The sequence below is a fragment of the Fusobacterium perfoetens ATCC 29250 genome (assembly GCF_000622245.1).
Classification (GTDB): Bacteria; Fusobacteriota; Fusobacteriia; order Fusobacteriales; family Fusobacteriaceae; genus Fusobacterium_B; species Fusobacterium_B perfoetens.
On the sequence record NZ_JHXW01000012.1, the window covers coordinates 1 to 17,510 of the forward strand.

The 17,510-nt window shown below is 26.2% G+C and carries 15 protein-coding genes and 1 pseudogene; 12 read left to right on the forward strand and 4 right to left on the reverse strand.

The window, feature by feature from the left end; all coding sequences use genetic code 11:
• The 7 genes and pseudogenes from T364_RS11125 to T364_RS0105260 all read left to right on the forward strand — a co-directional run.
• Nucleotides 1-255: pseudogene (locus T364_RS11125) on the forward strand (autotransporter outer membrane beta-barrel domain-containing protein); the annotation flags it as partial.
• A 477-nt stretch (nucleotides 256-732) separates the two neighbouring features.
• Entirely contained in the window at nucleotides 733-1,524 is a 792-nt protein-coding gene (locus T364_RS0105235) for a TIGR00282 family metallophosphoesterase (RefSeq protein ID WP_027128637.1), read from the forward strand.
• Between the two features lie 10 nt (nucleotides 1,525-1,534).
• Entirely contained in the window at nucleotides 1,535-2,467 is a 933-nt protein-coding gene (gene prmA / locus T364_RS0105240) for a 50S ribosomal protein L11 methyltransferase (protein ID WP_027128638.1), read from the forward strand.
• A gap of 15 nt (nucleotides 2,468-2,482) precedes the next feature.
• Nucleotides 2,483-3,178 (forward strand): (d)CMP kinase, encoded by a 696-nt coding sequence (gene cmk, locus T364_RS0105245; RefSeq protein WP_027128639.1) that lies wholly within the window; start codon nucleotides 2,483-2,485, stop codon nucleotides 3,176-3,178.
• On the forward strand, nucleotides 3,168-4,397 hold the full coding sequence (locus T364_RS0105250) for a 3-deoxy-D-manno-octulosonic acid transferase (RefSeq protein WP_027128640.1): 1,230 nt from the start codon (nucleotides 3,168-3,170) through the stop codon (nucleotides 4,395-4,397). The genes cmk and T364_RS0105250 overlap by 11 nt, the downstream gene beginning before the upstream one ends.
• Before the next feature lie 12 nt (nucleotides 4,398-4,409).
• A complete protein-coding gene (gene trmB / locus T364_RS0105255; protein ID WP_027128641.1) occupies nucleotides 4,410-5,108 on the forward strand; it encodes a tRNA (guanosine(46)-N7)-methyltransferase TrmB in 699 nt (232 codons plus the stop codon).
• 101 nt (nucleotides 5,109-5,209) lie between these two features.
• Nucleotides 5,210-5,824, forward strand: a complete 615-nt coding sequence (locus T364_RS0105260) for a superoxide dismutase (protein ID WP_027128642.1) — start codon at nucleotides 5,210-5,212, stop codon at nucleotides 5,822-5,824.
• A 34-nt stretch (nucleotides 5,825-5,858) separates the two neighbouring features.
• On the opposite strand, the gene ruvC is transcribed toward T364_RS0105260, so the two are convergent.
• A complete protein-coding gene (gene ruvC / locus T364_RS0105265; protein WP_027128643.1) occupies nucleotides 5,859-6,434 on the reverse strand; it encodes a crossover junction endodeoxyribonuclease RuvC in 576 nt (191 codons plus the stop codon).
• 108 nt (nucleotides 6,435-6,542) lie between these two features.
• Between ruvC and uvrA the strand changes: the two genes are divergently transcribed.
• On the forward strand, nucleotides 6,543-9,371 hold the full coding sequence (gene uvrA, locus T364_RS0105270; protein ID WP_027128644.1) for an excinuclease ABC subunit UvrA: 2,829 nt from the start codon (nucleotides 6,543-6,545) through the stop codon (nucleotides 9,369-9,371).
• 104 nt (nucleotides 9,372-9,475) lie between these two features.
• On the opposite strand, the gene T364_RS0105275 is transcribed toward uvrA, so the two are convergent.
• Nucleotides 9,476-10,240 (reverse strand): basic amino acid ABC transporter substrate-binding protein, encoded by a 765-nt coding sequence (locus T364_RS0105275; protein ID WP_027128645.1) that lies wholly within the window; start codon nucleotides 10,238-10,240, stop codon nucleotides 9,476-9,478.
• 253 nt (nucleotides 10,241-10,493) lie between these two features.
• The gene (locus T364_RS0105280) at nucleotides 10,494-11,597 is read right to left on the reverse strand and encodes a helix-turn-helix domain-containing protein (RefSeq protein WP_027128646.1); all 1,104 of its coding nucleotides are present in this window, start codon (nucleotides 11,595-11,597) and stop codon (nucleotides 10,494-10,496) included.
• 266 nt (nucleotides 11,598-11,863) lie between these two features.
• On the opposite strand from T364_RS0105280, the gene ptsG reads away from it, so the two are divergent.
• The 4 genes from ptsG to T364_RS0105300 all read left to right on the forward strand — a co-directional run bounded on the left by ptsG (nucleotide 11,864) and on the right by T364_RS0105300 (nucleotide 16,240).
• The gene (ptsG, locus tag T364_RS0105285) at nucleotides 11,864-13,348 is read left to right on the forward strand and encodes a glucose-specific PTS transporter subunit IIBC (protein WP_027128647.1); all 1,485 of its coding nucleotides are present in this window, start codon (nucleotides 11,864-11,866) and stop codon (nucleotides 13,346-13,348) included.
• Nucleotides 13,349-13,365: 17 nt separating this feature from the next.
• The gene (locus T364_RS0105290) at nucleotides 13,366-13,860 is read left to right on the forward strand and encodes a PTS sugar transporter subunit IIA (protein WP_027128648.1); all 495 of its coding nucleotides are present in this window, start codon (nucleotides 13,366-13,368) and stop codon (nucleotides 13,858-13,860) included.
• A gap of 140 nt (nucleotides 13,861-14,000) precedes the next feature.
• Nucleotides 14,001-14,483 carry a hypothetical protein gene (locus T364_RS0105295; RefSeq protein WP_027128649.1) on the forward strand — a complete coding sequence of 161 codons (483 nt, stop codon included), beginning with the start codon at nucleotides 14,001-14,003 and terminating at the stop codon, nucleotides 14,481-14,483.
• Between the two features lie 140 nt (nucleotides 14,484-14,623).
• The gene (locus T364_RS0105300; RefSeq protein ID WP_035945418.1) at nucleotides 14,624-16,240 is read left to right on the forward strand and encodes a CTP synthase; all 1,617 of its coding nucleotides are present in this window, start codon (nucleotides 14,624-14,626) and stop codon (nucleotides 16,238-16,240) included.
• A gap of 54 nt (nucleotides 16,241-16,294) precedes the next feature.
• Here T364_RS0105300 and T364_RS0105305 read toward each other — a convergent pair whose 3' ends face one another.
• Entirely contained in the window at nucleotides 16,295-17,509 is a 1,215-nt protein-coding gene (locus T364_RS0105305) for a sodium/glutamate symporter (RefSeq protein WP_027128651.1), read from the reverse strand.
• Nucleotide 17,510: the final 1 nt, after the last annotated feature.

Consider the following 17,510-nt stretch of genomic DNA (forward strand, 5'->3'; position numbering starts at 1 on the left):
GAATTAACATTAGGAGTAAGTTATAATACTTTCTTTAGTGGAGATAAAGAAGAATACTTAACAGGAAGATTTGTAGGTGGAAGTAACTTTGATATGTTAGTAGGAGAAAAAGCAGATACATTCTCATTAAATGGAAAATATGAAGTATCAACAGAAAAAGGACTATCATTTGATGTAAGAGGAAACTATGCGTTTGAACATGAAAACTCAAAAGATGAATGGACAGTAGGAATGGGAATAGGTTATAAATTCTAGTTTTAAATAATACAAGGACTCGAGAGAAATCTCGAGTTTTTGTTATATAAAAACTATCTAATTATATACCAAAAATAGATATTTATAATAACTTAATATCAATAAAAATAAAGAATTATAAAGTAAAATATAAAAAATCACTCGTAAATCAGGGGTTATAATTACACCTTAGATTAAAAAGAGTGATTTTTATTTATAGATTAATAGGTTGTATACTTAATAATTATTTTCAGAAGTTAAAACTTCCATTTTTTTGGCGAAAAAATATTTTTCCCCAGTGGAAAATTTTTTCAATAAAAAAATATCTTCCTAATAAAATTATATCATTTTATTTTTATTTTGTAAAATAAAAATAAATTTTTATTATAGTACTTGTTTATTGATAAAAATAAATTTCCAATATTTAATTTTCATAAAAAAAATGATATAATAAAATACTGAATTATAAAATAAAAAAATAAAAAGAAAGTAGGAAAAATGAGAGTATTAGTAATTGGAGATGTTGTAGGAAGTCCTGGAAGAAAAACATTAGAGGAATATTTAAAAAAAGTTGGAGAAAGATATGATTTTATAGTTGTAAATGGAGAAAATTCAGCTGCTGGTTTTGGAATTACAGCAAAAATAGCAGAGGAATTTTTTGAGAAAAAAGTAGATGTTATAACAAGTGGAAATCATATTTGGGATAAAAAGGAGATTTATACTTATTTAGAAAATTCAGATAGACTATTAAGACCTGTAAACTATCCAGAGGGAGTACCAGGAAAAGGATATACTGTTGTAAAAAGTAGAAAAGGAGTAAATGTAGGTGTTGTATCTATTCAAGGAAGAGTATTTATGCCACCAATAGATTGTCCTTTCCAAGTTTTAGGAAAAGTAGTAGAAGAAATGAAAAAAACTTGTAAAATTATAATAGTAGATTTCCATGCTGAAGCAACTTCTGAAAAAATTGCTTTAGGAAAGCATTTTGATGGAAAAATCTCTCTTTTATATGGAACACATACTCATGTACAAACAGCTGATGAGAAAATATTATTAGAGGGAACAGGATATATTTCTGATGTTGGAATGACAGGTTCTGATAATGGTATAATTGGAATGGATAATGAAAGTGTTATTCCAAAATTTATAAATTGTCTACCACAAAGATTTGAAATAGCAAAAGGTTTAGAGAGATTAAACGGAATAGATGTTGAAATAGATGAAGAAACTGGAGAATGTACAAGAATAGACAGAATAAATCTTTCTTTAAGTCAAATAGAAATAATGTAGGAGAAATTTAATGAAAGTATTAGAGATAAAAGTTGTATTTGAAAGTGATGATTTAGAAAAAGCAAAAAAAGAAATAGGAGATGTATTTTATGACTTTGGTGCTACAGGTTTAAAAATAGAAGAACCATTGACACATAAAAATTCTTTAGATTATTACAAAGATGAAAAACAATTTTTAATGGTTGAAAATGCTGTATCAGCTTATTTTCCAATAAATCCTTATTCAGAAAGAAGAAAAATAGCTATCACAGAAGCTTTTGATAATAAGTTTCAAGATAGAGATGATATTATATATAGTATAGAATTTTTTGAATATGATGAAGAAGATTATCAAAACAGTTGGAAAAAATATTTCTATACTCAAAAAATAAGTGAAAGATTTGTTGTAAAACCTACTTGGAGAGAATATGAACCTCAAGAAAATGAGCTTGTGATTGAGTTAGACCCAGGAAGAGCATTTGGTACAGGAACTCACCCAACAACTTCATTATGTATAAAACTTATGGAAGAAAATATATCTTCTGATGATACTGTAATAGATGTTGGAACAGGTTCAGGAATTTTAATGATAGCTGCTGAAAAATTAGGAGCAAAAGAGATTGTAGGAACTGATATAGATTCAATGGCTGTAGAAGTAGCCAGAGAAAACCTAGCTTTAAATAAAGTTGATGAAGAAAAGGCAAAAGCCTATGTAGGAGATTTAATATCAGTAGTAAAAGATAAGAAATTTGATGTAGTTGTTGCTAACATTTTAGCTGATGTATTATTAATACTTCTTAAAGATATATCAAGAGTGGTAAAAGAAGATGGAATTATAATATTCTCTGGAATAATAGAGGATAAATTAGACGAAATGAAAAAAGCTATAAATGAAATAGGTTTAGAAATTTTAGAAATAAAAGCTGATAAAGAGTGGAGAGCTATTTTAATGAAAAATAGATAATTTTGGAGGGAAATTATGAGAAATTTTATAGTAGCAATAGATGGACCAGCAGGAAGTGGAAAAAGTACAGTAGCTAAAATTTTGGCTAAAAAATATTCAATGACTTATTTAGATACAGGGGCTATGTATAGAATGTGTGCCTTATATTTTTTAGAAAATAATATAAGTCTAAATAAACAAGAAAATATTGATAAACACCTACCTTTAATAAATATTGATATAGATAAAGATAGTTTTTATCTAAATGGAAAAGATGTATCTAAAGAGATAAGAACTCCAGAAGTTACAGCTTTAGTTTCATATGTAGCTAAAATAAAAGAAGTAAGAGAAAAAATGGTAGAGTTACAAAGAAAAATAAGCTTTGGAAAAGATGTTATATTAGATGGTAGAGATATAGGGACAGTAGTATTCCCTAATGCTGATTTAAAAATTTTCTTAGTAGCTTCTCCAGAAGAAAGAGCTAGAAGAAGAATGAAAGACTATGAAGAAAAGGGAATAAAAGAGGAATATAATAAAGTTCTAGCTGGAATACTAGAAAGAGATTTTATAGATTCTACTCGTAAAGAAGGACCATTAAAAAAAGCAGAAGATGCTGTTGAAATAAATACTGATGGAGATACTATAGAAGAAACAGTAGCAAAATTAGGAGTATTTATAGGAGTAGCCAGACAACAAAAAGCTAAAAGAGATGGGGAGAAATATGATATATAATTTTTTAAGAGTGATTATATATATAATATTATTCTTTGTATGTATATTTGATAAGAAAAAAAGAGAATTTATAAGAAAGAGATTTTCTCAAAACTTTGAATTTTTAAAAAGTGAGAATAAATATTATTGGATTCATTGTTCATCTGTTGGAGAGGTAAATTTAACAGATTCTTTAGTAAAAAAAATTCTTGAAAAAAAAGATGAAGATATATTAATAAGTACTTTTACAGATACAGGCTATGAAACAGCTGTAAAAAAATATTCAGCAAACAATAGAGTGAAAGTGATATATTTTCCTTTAGATGATTATTTTTTAATAAGAAAAATCTTAAAAATTATTAATCTTAAGGGATTGATTCTTATTGAAACTGAAATTTGGCCTAATTTAATAAATTTATCCTATAAAAAAGGAAAAGTGTTTTCAGTTAATGGAAGAATCTCTGATAAAAGTTATAAGAAATATTTAAAAATAAAAGGTGTTTTAAAGAGTTTATTAACTAATAAAATAGAAAAATACTATGTTCAAACAGAGATAGATAAAGAGAGATTTGAAAGTTTGGGAGCAACTCCTGAAAAAGTCATAGTTACAGGAAATTTAAAATTTGATATAGAATTACAAAATTATTCTTTTGATGAAAAAGAACAATTAAAAAAAGAAATTCTAGCAAAAGATAAAAAAATATTTGTAGCTGGAAGTACAAGAACAGGGGAAGATGAAATAATAATAGAAGCTCTACAAAAATTAGAAAATTATCTAGTAGTATTAGTTCCTAGACATTTAGATAGAATTCCTAAGTTAGAAAGTACAATAAAAAATATGGGAATTATTTATAAAAAGTTTAGTGAATTAGAGGAAAAAACTAATATAGAAGAACAGGATTATAAAATATTGATTGTTGATAAAATGGGGGTTTTAAGAAAGTTTTACTCTATAGCAGATATATCTTTTGTAGGAGGAACTTTAGTAAATATTGGAGGACATAGTTTGTTAGAGCCATTATTTTATAGAAAAACTCCAATTTTTGGAGAATATTTACAAAATGTTAAGGATATAGCAAAAGAAGTCCTTAGAAGAGAGATAGGTTATAAAGTAAAAAATTCTGATGAAATATATGAAATAATTTTAAAAATAGAAAAAGAAAATTCAAAAGAAAAAGAGATAGAGGAATTTTTCAATGCTAATAAAAATGTGGCAGAGAAAATAGTAAGTGACTTATAATTTGGAGGGAGAATGAAAGAAATAAAAGAAAAAGAATATTGGGAACATTTTTTTGAAAAGCCTAAAAAACATTATAATCCATATATGGAGAGACTAAAAGAGTTTCCAGAATATATAATGTATGATAGTGATTTAATGGACTCATATAAAAATAGATGGAATGAATTTTTTGGAAATGATAATCCAATATATATAGAAATAGGTTCAGGGAGTGGAAACTTTGCTATAGGAATGTGTCAAAAATACCCTGAGAGAAACCATATGGCTATGGAATTAAGATTTAAAAGATTACATTCATCAGCTAGAAAATCTAAAAACTTTAATTTAAAAAATGTAGTTTTCTTAAGAAGATTTGGAGAACAAATTCTTGATTTTATAGGAGAGGGAGAGATACAGGGAATGTATATAAATTTCCCTGACCCATGGGAAGGAAATGAAAAGAATAGAATAATTCAAAAACCTTTATTTGAAACTTTAGATAAAGTTATGAAAGTTGGAGGAAAATTATTCTTTAAAACAGACCATGACCAATATTATTTAGATGTATTAGAATTATCAAAAGAATTAGAAAACTACAAAGTAGTTTACCACACTAATGATTTACATAAAAGTGAGAAAGCTGTTGATAATGTTTTAACAGAGTTTGAACAATTATTCTTAAATAAATTTAATAAAAATATAAATTATATAGAAATTGAAAAAATAAAATAGAAATCTAGGTAAAAACTTGTAAAAAATAAAAAAATATGGTAAAATGTATTATAAGTTGTAATCATTATAAAAATGAAAAGAAAAATTTAGGGAGGTTACAAATGAAATATCCATTTAGTTTAATAGAATTACCATATAGTTATACAGATTTAGAACCTGCAATTAGTCAAAGAACTTTAGAATTTCACAGAGATAAACATCTTAATGCTTATACAAATAACTTAAATGCTGCTTTAGCAAAGTATGAAAGTTTACAAAATCTAGAATTAGAAGAAATATTATCAAATTTAGATAGAGTACCAACTGATGTATTAACAGCAGTAACAAATAATGGTGGAGGAGTTTACAATCATAATTTCTATTTCCAAGCTTTAACAAAACCAAACTCTACAGAGTTAAAAGGTGAATTAAAAACTAAAATAGAAGAAGATTTTGGAAGTGTAGAAAAATTTGTAGAAGAATTTAAAACAGCAGCAGCAACTTTATTTGGTTCTGGTTGGGCTTGGTTAGTTTTAAAAGATGGAAAATTACAAATAATAAAAACTGCAAACCAAGATACTCCATTAAAAGATGGTTACAAACCATTACTTACAATAGATGTATGGGAACATGCTTATTATATAGACTATCAAAATTTAAGACCAACTTATATAGAAAAATATATGACAATAGTAAATTGGGATTTAATTGAAAAGCGTTATATGGAAGCTAAATAAGAAAAAATAAAAAGAACAGGTCTCCTGTTCTTTTTTATTTAGAATTTAATAATAATTCTCTAAACTCTTTAGCTGACATTTTTGTTTTGGAAAGATTTTTTGTAGAAAGAGCTTGGGAAGAAATATTTGAGTATTGTAAATTTTTTAAAGAATTAATATGAGTTATAGCTATAGCTATAGCATCAGCTGCATCATCTGGTTTGGGAATTTCTTTTAATTTTAAAATAGTTTTAACCATAAGTTGAACTTGTTTTTTGTCGGCTTTTCCATAACCAGTAATTCCTATTTTTACTTGTAATGGTGTATATTCATAGATAGAAAGATTATTTTTTATCCCAGCTAATAAGATAACTCCACGGGCTTCCCCTACAGAGATAACAGTTTTATTATTTTTAAAGTAAAATAATTCCTCAATAGCCATATGGTCTGGAGAATATTTGTTGATAATTTTTTCAAGTTCATTGAAAATTATTAGTAATCTATCGTTCATAGAAAGATTTTTATCTGTATAGATACAACCATAGTCTAAAAGTTTTAAAGATGAATTTTCCAATTCTATTATTGAAAATCCCACTATTGCTGTACCAGGGTCTATACCAAGTATTTTCATAATTGTACTCCTAAAATAAAATATGATTAGATTATAACATAAAAGTTAATATATTTATATATAAATTTATAATTTTATATACATATAGATATAAAATTGAGGTGAGAGATGTTAGATAAATTAGTGATAAAAGGTGCTAGAGAACATAATTTAAAAAATATAGATGTAGAAATTCCTAAAAATAAATTTGTAGTAGTAACAGGAGTAAGTGGAAGTGGAAAATCTTCTCTTGCCTTTGATACAATTTATTCAGAGGGGCAAAGAAGATATGTAGAAAGTCTTTCAGCTTATGCAAGACAATTTATAGGTCAAATGAAAAAACCAGAGGTGGATTCTATTGAAGGATTATCTCCAGCAATTTCTATTGAGCAAAAAACTACAAATAAAAATCCAAGGTCTACAGTTGGAACAGTTACAGAGATATATGATTATATGAGACTTTTATTTGCTCATATTGGAAAAGCACATTGTCCAATATGTGGAACAGAAGTTAGTAGAAAAAGCATAGAAGAAATTGTAGAAAATATTTTAGAAAAATTTTCAGAAAAATCTAAAATGATAATATTAGCACCTGTTGTAAAAGATAAAAAAGGAACACATAAAAATTTATTTTTAAATCTAGTGAAAAAAGGCTTTGTAAGAGCTAGAGTAAATGGAGAGATTCTTTATTTAGAAGATGAAATAAATCTTGATAAAAATGAAAGACATAATATAGAAGTTGTAATAGATAGACTTGTATTGAAAAAAGATGATAAAGAATTTGAAACAAGATTAACTCAATCTATTGAAGCTGGAGTTCAATTATCAGAAGGAAAAATAATTATAAATGTAGATGGAGTAGACAATCTATATAGTGAAAATTATGCTTGTCCTTATCATGATGATATAAGTATTCCAGAACTTACTCCAAGATTATTTTCTTTTAATGCTCCTTATGGAGCTTGTCCTCATTGTAATGGGATAGGACAAAATTTAGAAATAGATGAAAATAAACTTTTTATAGATAAAAAATTGTCTATTTTAGAGGGAGGAATATATATTCCAGGTGCTTCTACAAGAAAAGGTTGGACATGGGAGATGTTTTTGGCAATGTGTAAAACTTTTAATATAGATTGCACAATTCCTGTTAAAGATTTACCAAAAGATAAAATAGATATTATTTTTCATGGAACAAATAAAAAATACAGATTTGATTACGAGGGAGGAGATTTTTCTTTCCATGGTTTAAGAGAGTTTCATGGAATTGTAAAAGGTTTAGAAAGAAGATATAAAGAAAGTTTTTCTGAAGCTCAAAAAGAAGAGTTAGAAAATAAATTTATGATAGAAAAAGAGTGTAAATATTGTCATGGAAAAAGATTGAAAGATGAAGTTTTAGCAGTAACTATAAATGATAAAAATATAATAGATATTTGTCAATTAAGTATAAAAGAAGCTTTGGACTTTTTTAATGACTTAACTCTTACAGAAAAACAAGAAAAAATTGCCAAAGAGATTTTAAAAGAGATTAGAGAAAGATTAAAATTTATGATAAATGTTGGTTTAGATTATTTATCACTTTTTAGAGGAACAAAAACTTTATCAGGTGGAGAAAGTCAAAGAATAAGACTTGCTACTCAAATTGGTTCAGGATTAACAGGAGTTTTATATGTATTAGATGAACCAAGTATAGGTTTACATCAAAGAGATAACGACAAGCTTTTAGAATCTTTAAATAGACTTAGAGATATTGGAAATACTTTAGTTGTAGTAGAACATGATGAAGATACTATGAATCAAGCTGATTGGATACTTGACTTAGGTAGAGGGGCTGGAGAATTTGGAGGAGAATTAGTTGCTTTTGGAACTCCAGAAGATATAAAGAAAAGTAAAAAATCTCTTACTGGGGAATACCTAAGAGGTGAGAAAAAGATAGAAGTTCCTAAAACAAGAAGAGAATTTTCTAAAACTATAAAACTTTATGGAGCTAAAGGAAATAATTTAAAAAATATAGATGTTGAAATTCCATTAGGAGTAATGACTGTTGTAACAGGGGTAAGTGGAAGTGGAAAATCAACTCTTATAAATCAAACATTGTTTCCAATACTTTTTAATGAATTAAATAATGGAAAACTTTATCCTTTACCTTATGATAAAGTAGAAGGGTTAGAAAATCTTGATAAAGTTATTGATATAGACCAAAGTCCTATTGGAAGAACACCTCGTTCAAATCCTGCTACTTATACAAAAGTTTTTGATGAGATAAGAGACATATTTGCTCAAACAAAAGATGCTAAAATGAAAGGATATGAAAAAGGTAGATTTTCTTTTAATGTAAAAGGTGGAAGATGTGAAGCTTGTCAAGGAGCTGGAATTCTAAAAATAGAGATGAATTTTTTACCAGATGTATATGTAGAATGTGATGTGTGTCATGGAAAAAGATATAATAAAGAAACTTTAGAAGTTTATTATAAAGGAAAAACAATATCAGACGTTCTGAATATGAGTATTAATGAAGCTTATGAATTTTTCCAAAATATACCATCTCTACAAAGAAAATTAAAAGTTTTAGTTGATGTGGGATTAGGTTATATAAAATTAGGACAACCAGCTACAACTTTATCAGGTGGAGAGGCTCAAAGAATAAAACTAGCTTCTGAATTATCTAAAACTTCATCAGGAAAAACAATATATATTTTAGATGAACCAACTACAGGATTACATTTTGATGATGTAAAAAAATTGTTAGAAGTTTTAAATAGACTTGTAGAAAAAGGAAATACTGTTGTAATAATAGAGCATAACTTAGATGTTATAAAGACAGCAGATTATATAATAGATATTGGACCAGAAGGTGGAAGTGGAGGAGGAACTATTGTAAAAGTTGGAACTCCAGAAGAAGTGGCAAAATCAAGAAAAAGTTATACAGGTAAATATTTGAAAAAATATTTAAAAAAATAATAAATTTTATATAAAAGGGACTACTAGAAACTTTTTGTTATTATTAACAATTTTAGTGAATGTAATAGTCCCTTTTATATTATAGAAAATAAAATTATTTAGGATTATTTTTGATTTGGATAAAGTTGTAAGAATTTATCTACTTTTTCAGGGAAATATTTTTGTAATATTTTTAGATAAGTTCCTTCATCAACTAATTCCATAATGGCTTTATTAGAAGCTTCAGCTAACTCAATATTTCCTTTTTTGAAAGCTATAGAAGCTCCAGGTTTTTCATCTTTTATAGTATCTAATTTTTTTAAATCTTTCATAGTTTTTAAATACTCAGTAGCAGAAGTATCAGAAAGAATAACAGCATCTATTTTATTGTTTTCAACATCCATTAAAGCTCCAGTCCAAGAGTTGTAAAGAATTACTTTATCAATATCAGTCATTTTTTTAGCAAATTCTTCTTGAACACTTCCTAATTGAGTTCCAATTTTTAACCCTTTTAACTCATCTTTAGAAGTTAATTTTGAGTCTTTATTAACTAAGATAAAATGTTCATCAGAAGCAACTAATAAATAAGGCATTGAAAATGTAACAGCTTTTTGTCTTTCTGGAGTTTGTTTCATACCAGCTATAATAGCATCTAATTTATTTGTTTGTAAGGCTGGAATTAATCCATCAAAAGCGATATTATTCCAAACAACTTCATATCCTAATTTTTTACATATAGCTTCCATAAGTTCAGCATCAAAACCAACGATTTTACCATTTTCAATGTATTCATATGGTTTGTATTCAGCATTAGTTCCAACATATAGTTTTTTAGTTGCAAAAGATAAAGTTCCAAATAAAAGCATAAAAAGTAAAATAAGTTTTTTCATAAATACCTCCTAAAAAATAAAATAAATAAAAAAACTGACGAAATAGATATTTCGTCAGTAGTATACAAAATTAAATAAATTAAAATAAAAGTACATACTAAAGGACAGAATAATACCTACAATCAAAAAAACTATTTAGATTTATAACAGTATAAAAGTTCCTTAGTTTTAAAGATTGTAACATTAGTATGACCTCCTTTTTATTTTTATAGGAAAAAATATATCACAGTTTTTTTTATTTGTCAAATAATTTTTATAAATTTATAGTTCCTAAAAATTCATTTTTAAAAAATAAATAAAAAATATTCAGTTTTATAGGATTAAATTTAATTTCGATATCTAGCCCTTCTAATTTTTCAAGTAGTTTAGATTTGAAAATATTATTTTTAAATCTTATGCTAGAACCTGTAACTTTTCTAGTTGTTGATTGTAGAAAAATATCTAATTCTCTAAATAAAACCTTATTTTCTAAAATTTTGTAATCAATAATGTAATTATATTTATTTTCGTCAAGATATATATAAGAATCCAAAAAAGTTTCTAATGAATTGAGAGAAAATATTTTATTTTTATCAGTAAAAATTTTATATAAATCTTCTTTCAAAAGAGAGATAAATTTTTCAAGTTCTTTATCAGTATTTTGATAGTTTGTAATTTTTATATTAGTTTTATCAAAAATTTTTTTCGATATATTTTTAGGAATATTAATATCAGAATCTAATAATATTTCTTTAGGTTTAGAAAATTTTTCTGTTAAAGAAGAAACTTTTAATATACTTTCTCTCATAAATCCCAAGATAGAATAGATATTTGTAGGTTCAGTATTAAGAGAATAATTTATAATATCTAAAGTTGAAGCATCAAACATAAGTACTAGAGTTGGAACTACAACTTTATGAGCTTGGACTATTATATATAAAGGAGTTTCAACAATAACAAAAACTTCATTTGACCTTTTTATTTTTGAAAGATGATATGAAGTTGTTTTTTTGAAAAAACCATCAATATTATTTAAAATTCTATAAAAAGTAGGATAACTTATATTATAATTTTTTTCTTTTAAATATTTTTGACAATTATTATAAAGTTTAGATAAGTTAGACTCCCCCTCTTTATAATAGATTTTTTTTATCAAATCTACTCCATTTTCATCTATTGACTTATAAGAATTTTTATCTTCCCTTTCTTTTTTTTCTAATCCAAGAACACCTTTTTCTTTGTAAGATTTAATCCATCTTTTAAGGGTAGCATAAGATATTCCAGTTTCACTTTCTATCTCTTTAAGTTTTTTTTCTTTTTTTAAAAAAGGCTCAATTATCTTGAATCTTTTTATCTTTGTTTCATCATTAAATTCCATGTAAATCTCTCCATATCAATAATAAAAATAATGAAATATAAATATAATAATATGATACTATATTCTACATAAAAAATCAATAATAAAAAAATCATTTAAAAAAGGCTCATTTTTTTTGAAAAAAATATTGACTTTTTTTGAAAGGATATGATAATATAAAAGTGTTCTAAAAAGAAGAACTGAATAAGAAAATTAGTTAAATACTAAATAAATTATTCAAAATTTTAAAAAATTAAAATAAAAATATAAAAAAGGAGAAGAGATTAATGAAAGCATTTGCAGAGATTCAAAAAGTAGGAAAAGCTTTAATGACACCAATTGCTATATTACCAGCAGCTGGATTATTTTTAGCCTTTGGAAACAAATTAGGTATTCCATTAATGGAACAAGCAGGAAATATAATTTTTGGTAACTTACCTTTATTATTTGCAGTTGGAGCAGCCATTGGATTAGTTGGAGGAGATGGAGTAGCTGGATTATCAGCTGTAGTAGCTATTTTAATTATGAATACTACAATGGGAATAGTATCAGGGGCTGAAGTAGGAATAGCTAATGGAGATAAAGCATTTGCTATGGTAATGGGAATTCCAACATTACAAACTGGAGTTTTTGGTGGATTGATATCAGGAGTTATTGCAGCAATATGTTATAAAAAATTCTATAAAACTGAATTACCTCCATTTTTAGGATTTTTTGCTGGAAAAAGATTAGTTCCAATAATGACAGCAATTTTAGCTTTTTTAATTGGATTAGCAATGCCTGTTATTTGGACTCCATTTCAAATAGGATTAGCAAAATTAAGTTATTTTGCCAATGAAACTAATACTAATGTTTCAACATTTTTATTTGGAGTTACAGAAAGAGCTTTAATTCCTTTAGGATTACATCATATATTCTACTCTCCATTCTGGTATCAATTTGGAGAATATATAAATAAAGCTGGAGAAGTAATTAATGGAGACCAAAGAATATGGTTTGCAATGTTTAAAGATGGAATAACAAATTTTTCAAGTGTAACTTATCAAGGAGCTGGAAAATTTTTAACAGGAAAATTTCCATTTATGATGTTTGGATTACCAGCAGCAGCTTTGGCTATGTATCATGAAGCAAAACCAGCTAATAAAAAAATAGCTGGAGGAATTTTATTCTCAGCAGCTCTAACATCTTTCTTAACAGGAATTACAGAACCATTAGAATTCTCATTTTTATTTGTAGCTCCAGTATTATATGGAATTCATTGTTTATTTGCTGGATTATCATTTATGTTAATGAACCTATTTAATGTTAGAATAGGAATGACTTTCTCTGGTGGATTAATTGACTATATTGTTTTTGGAGTTTTACCAGGAACTAATGGATTTAATAATCATTGGTATATGGTTATAGTAGTAGGATTATGTTTAGCAGTTATTTATTATTTTGGATTTAGATTTGCTATAAGAAAATTTAATTTAATGACTCCAGGAAGAGATGAAACAGCAATTGTAACTGAAAAAGAAGAAATTGGAGAAAAAGAATTAGCTGTTGGAGTTTTAAATGCTCTAGGAGGAACAGAAAATTTAAAATCATTAGATGCTTGTATAACTAGATTAAGAGTTGAAGTAGCTGATACAGCTTTAGTAAAGGATGCTGAATTAAAAAAATTGGGAGCTTCAGGAGTCTTAAAAGTTGGAAAAAATGGAGTTCAAGCTATATTTGGAGCCAAAGCACAATTTATTTGTAATGATTTAAAGAAAATGACTGGAAAATAATAAATAGGAGTATAACGATGGGATTGTTTGATATATTTAAAAATAAAAAGAAAGAGGAAAAAATAATAGAAATTTATTCTCCACTAAATGGAAAAGTAATTTCATTAGAAGAAGTTCCAGATGAAGCTTTTTCACAAAAGATGGTAGGAGATGGATGTGCTATTGAACCAATAGAAGGAGCTATTTATTCACCTTTAGATTGTGAAATAGATATATTTGAGACAAATCATGCAGTAAGTATTGAAACTCTAGAAGGGTTAGAAATGATAATACATTTTGGAGTAGATACAGTTAAATTAAAAGGTGAAGGATTAAAAAGAGTAGTTAATCCTGGTGATGTTAAAAAGGGCGAAAAATTAGTAGAATATGATTTAGAATTTATAAAAACTAATGCTAAATCAGTAAAAACTCCAATAATAATAAGTTCTATGGATATGGTAGAAAAGATAGAAGTAGAAGCTAGTGGTGAAGTAAAAGTTGGAGATTTATTGATGAAAGTGTATTTAAAATAGCCTCTATAATAATTTATTAAATAAAGTAAAGAAAAAGAACTAGTTTTTACTAGTTCTTTTTCTTATTTTGGAAAAAAAGAAAAAATATGATATAATGATAACATAGAATATCAAATATTATTTAATTGAAAGGAGAAATTATGAAAAAAATAATTTTTGGAATATTTTTATTATTTTCTATAAATGTTTTAGCTTTAGATACAAGCTTTAGAATAGGAGCTATAACAAATTCATCTTCTTATAATAAAGAAACAAATAAATTTAGTAAATACGCTCCTAGCTTAGGAGTAGAAGTAACTCAATCTTTTGCAATTGCTGATTTAGGATTGGGGATTGCTTACAATAAAAATATAGATGATGTTGAAGTAGAGACAGTACCAGTTTATGGAATAGTAAAATATAATTTTTTTCCAATATTTTTACAACCATATTTAGTTGGGAAAATTGGAACTGTATTATATAGTGATGATAATTATAAAGGAAAAGATGCTTCTACATATTATGGGGCTGGAATTGGATTAAATTTTCTTAATATGCAAACTGAGCTTTTATATTCCCAAACAAAAATGGAAGATGATAAATTAGACCAAGTTTCTTTAGTTTTTGGAATAAATCTTTTTTAAAAAAATTGACAAAAGAAAAAAAATATTGTATACTAACTTAGATAACTAAATAAAAAATAAATATTTTAAAATAAATAACCAAGTGTGTTTTTTTTTTCACTTGGTTATTTTTATTTTTTGTAAAATTTAGGAGGAAGATAATGAGTAGAGAAACTAAAACAAAATATATTTTTATAACAGGAGGAGTGGTATCTTCTTTAGGAAAAGGAATAACAGCAGCTTCTTTAGGAAGATTGTTAAAAGAAAGAGGATATAAAATTACAATTCAAAAATTTGACCCATATATTAATGTTGATCCAGGTACAATGAATCCATATGAACATGGAGAAGTTTTTGTAACAGAGGATGGGGCTGAAACAGACTTAGATTTAGGTCATTACGAAAGATTTATAGATGAAAATCTTATGAAAAATTCAAATATAACAACTGGAAAAATATATCAAACTGTTATAAGTAATGAAAGAGAAGGAAAATATTTAGGAAAAACAGTACAGGTAATACCACATATAACAAATGAAATAAAAAATAAATTAAAATCTATATCAATTGAAAGTGGTGCAGACATAGTAATTACAGAAATTGGAGGTACAGTAGGAGATATAGAATCTACTCCATTTTTAGAAGCTATAAGACAGTTTAAGTATGATATAGGAGAAGAAAATGTAATTTATATTCATGTAACACTTTTACCATATTTAAAGTCAGCTAAAGAAATAAAAACAAAACCAGCTCAACATTCAGTAAAAGAATTGATGAGTTTAGGAATAAAACCAGATATATTAGTGTGTAGGACAGAATTTAAACTTACAAAAGAAATAAAAGAAAAAATTTCTATGTTTTGTAATATAGATATAAATTGTGTTATAGAAAATTTAGATGTAGAAACAATATATGAATTACCTCTAAAATTAGAAGAACAAAATTTCAGTGAAGTAGTTTGTAAAAAGTTAAATCTAAATCCTAGAATTATAAATTTAGACTTATGGAAAGAAATTGTTTATAAAATAAAATATCCAAAAGAAAAGATTAAAATAGCAGTAGTTGGAAAATATGTAGAATTGAAAGATGCCTACATAAGTATAACAGAATCTTTAAAAAATGCTGGATATTTTAAAGGATATGAAGTTAATATAGATTATATTCAAGCAGAAGGACTAGATACGAATATTTTAAAAGGATATAATGGGATATTAATTCCAGGTGGATTTGGAAATAGAGGAATAGAGGGAAAAATATCTGCTATAAAGTATGCTAGAGAAAATAAGATACCATTTTTAGGAATATGTTTAGGAATGCAGTTGGCTGTTATTGAATTTGCAAGAAATATTTTAAAATTAAAAGCAAATTCTACAGAATTTGATGAAAAAACACCAGCTCCTGTAATAGATATATTACTAGAACAAAAAAATATATCTAATAAAGGTGGGACAATGAGATTAGGAGGATATCCTTGTATTCTAAAAGATAATAGTTTAGCTAAAGAACTTTATAATAAAGATAATATAATAGAAAGACATAGACACAGATATGAATTTAATAATGATTTTAAAGAAATTATAGAAGAAAAAGGATTAAAAATATCAGGAACTTCACCAAATGGAATATTAACAGAAATAGTAGAATTATCAAAAGAAATACATCCATTTTATATAGCTGTTCAATTTCATCCAGAATTTAAAACAAGACCCAATAATCCACATCCTTTATTTTTAGGATTTGTAGAAGCAAGTTATAAATATTCTTTAAATAACAAATAAAAAAAACTGCTAGAAATTTTTCTAGCAGTTTCAAAATTTTAATAAAGATAACTATTATAAATTTTTACAGAAATTTAAGAAGAAGGTAATAATAGCAGCATTTGTAAAGTTACTAATTAATCCCCCTATAACAGGAACAACAAAGAAAGCTATTTTAGAATATCCATATTTGTCACAAACAGTTTTCATAGTTGCCATAGATACAGGAACAGCTCCTAATCCAAATCCAGTATGTCCAACAGCCATTATAGCAGCATCGTAATCTTTTCCAAGTAATCTGAAAGAAATTAAAGTAGCAAATAGAGCCATTAAAGCAACTTGTGCGAAAAGAAGAATAATCATTGGAATAGCTAAATCAGCTAATTGCCATAATTTCATAGTCATGATAGACATAGTAACGAACATGGCTAGTGATATTTCTCCAACAATATCAATTGATTCATATAATGCTTCGTCTTCACCTATTACAGAATCATAGAATATTCTTATAATTAATCCACCTAACATACATAAAACATGGATTGGTAAACTTACACCAGGTAATACTTTTTTTAATATTCCAAATAAAATTGAACCAAAACCACAAGCTATAAACATTAAACAAACTGCTTTTAAAGATCTTTCTTTATTAACAATAAATTGTTTTTGACTAGCTTTTTCCATTTCTGCTATTTCTTCAGCAGTAGCATTTCCTTTTAAACCATATTTTTGAACAATTGCATTTCCTAAAGGTCCACCAATAATACATCCAGAAATTAATCCGAAAGTAGCTGCAGCAATAGCAACCTCCATAGCTCCAACAGCTCCCATTTCCTCAGCTATTGGGGCAAAAGAAGCAGCATTTCCATGTCCTCCTGTCATTGGAATAGAACCAGTCATTAAAGCTATTAAAGGTTTAACATTTAATACTCTACCAAGTCCAACAGCAAGAACGTTTTGTAAAAATGCTGTAACAGCAGCTAAAATAGTAAAGATAAAAATTAATTTTCCACCTTTTCTTAAAAGGCTCATTCCAGCTGCAGCTCCACTAGCAGCAAAGAACACACAATAAAATAAATTATTAGTAACTTTACTATCAAAACTTATACTAGCAATATTATTAACATATAATACACATGCTATAATAGCAAATAAAAGACCTCCAACTACAGAAGATGGAATACAATATTTTTTTAAAATAGGAAACTTATTTCTTAAATAATTTCCTAGCCAAATAAGTAAAACAGTAAAAGCTAATGTTTGAAAGATATCCAATTTTAATTGTAACATT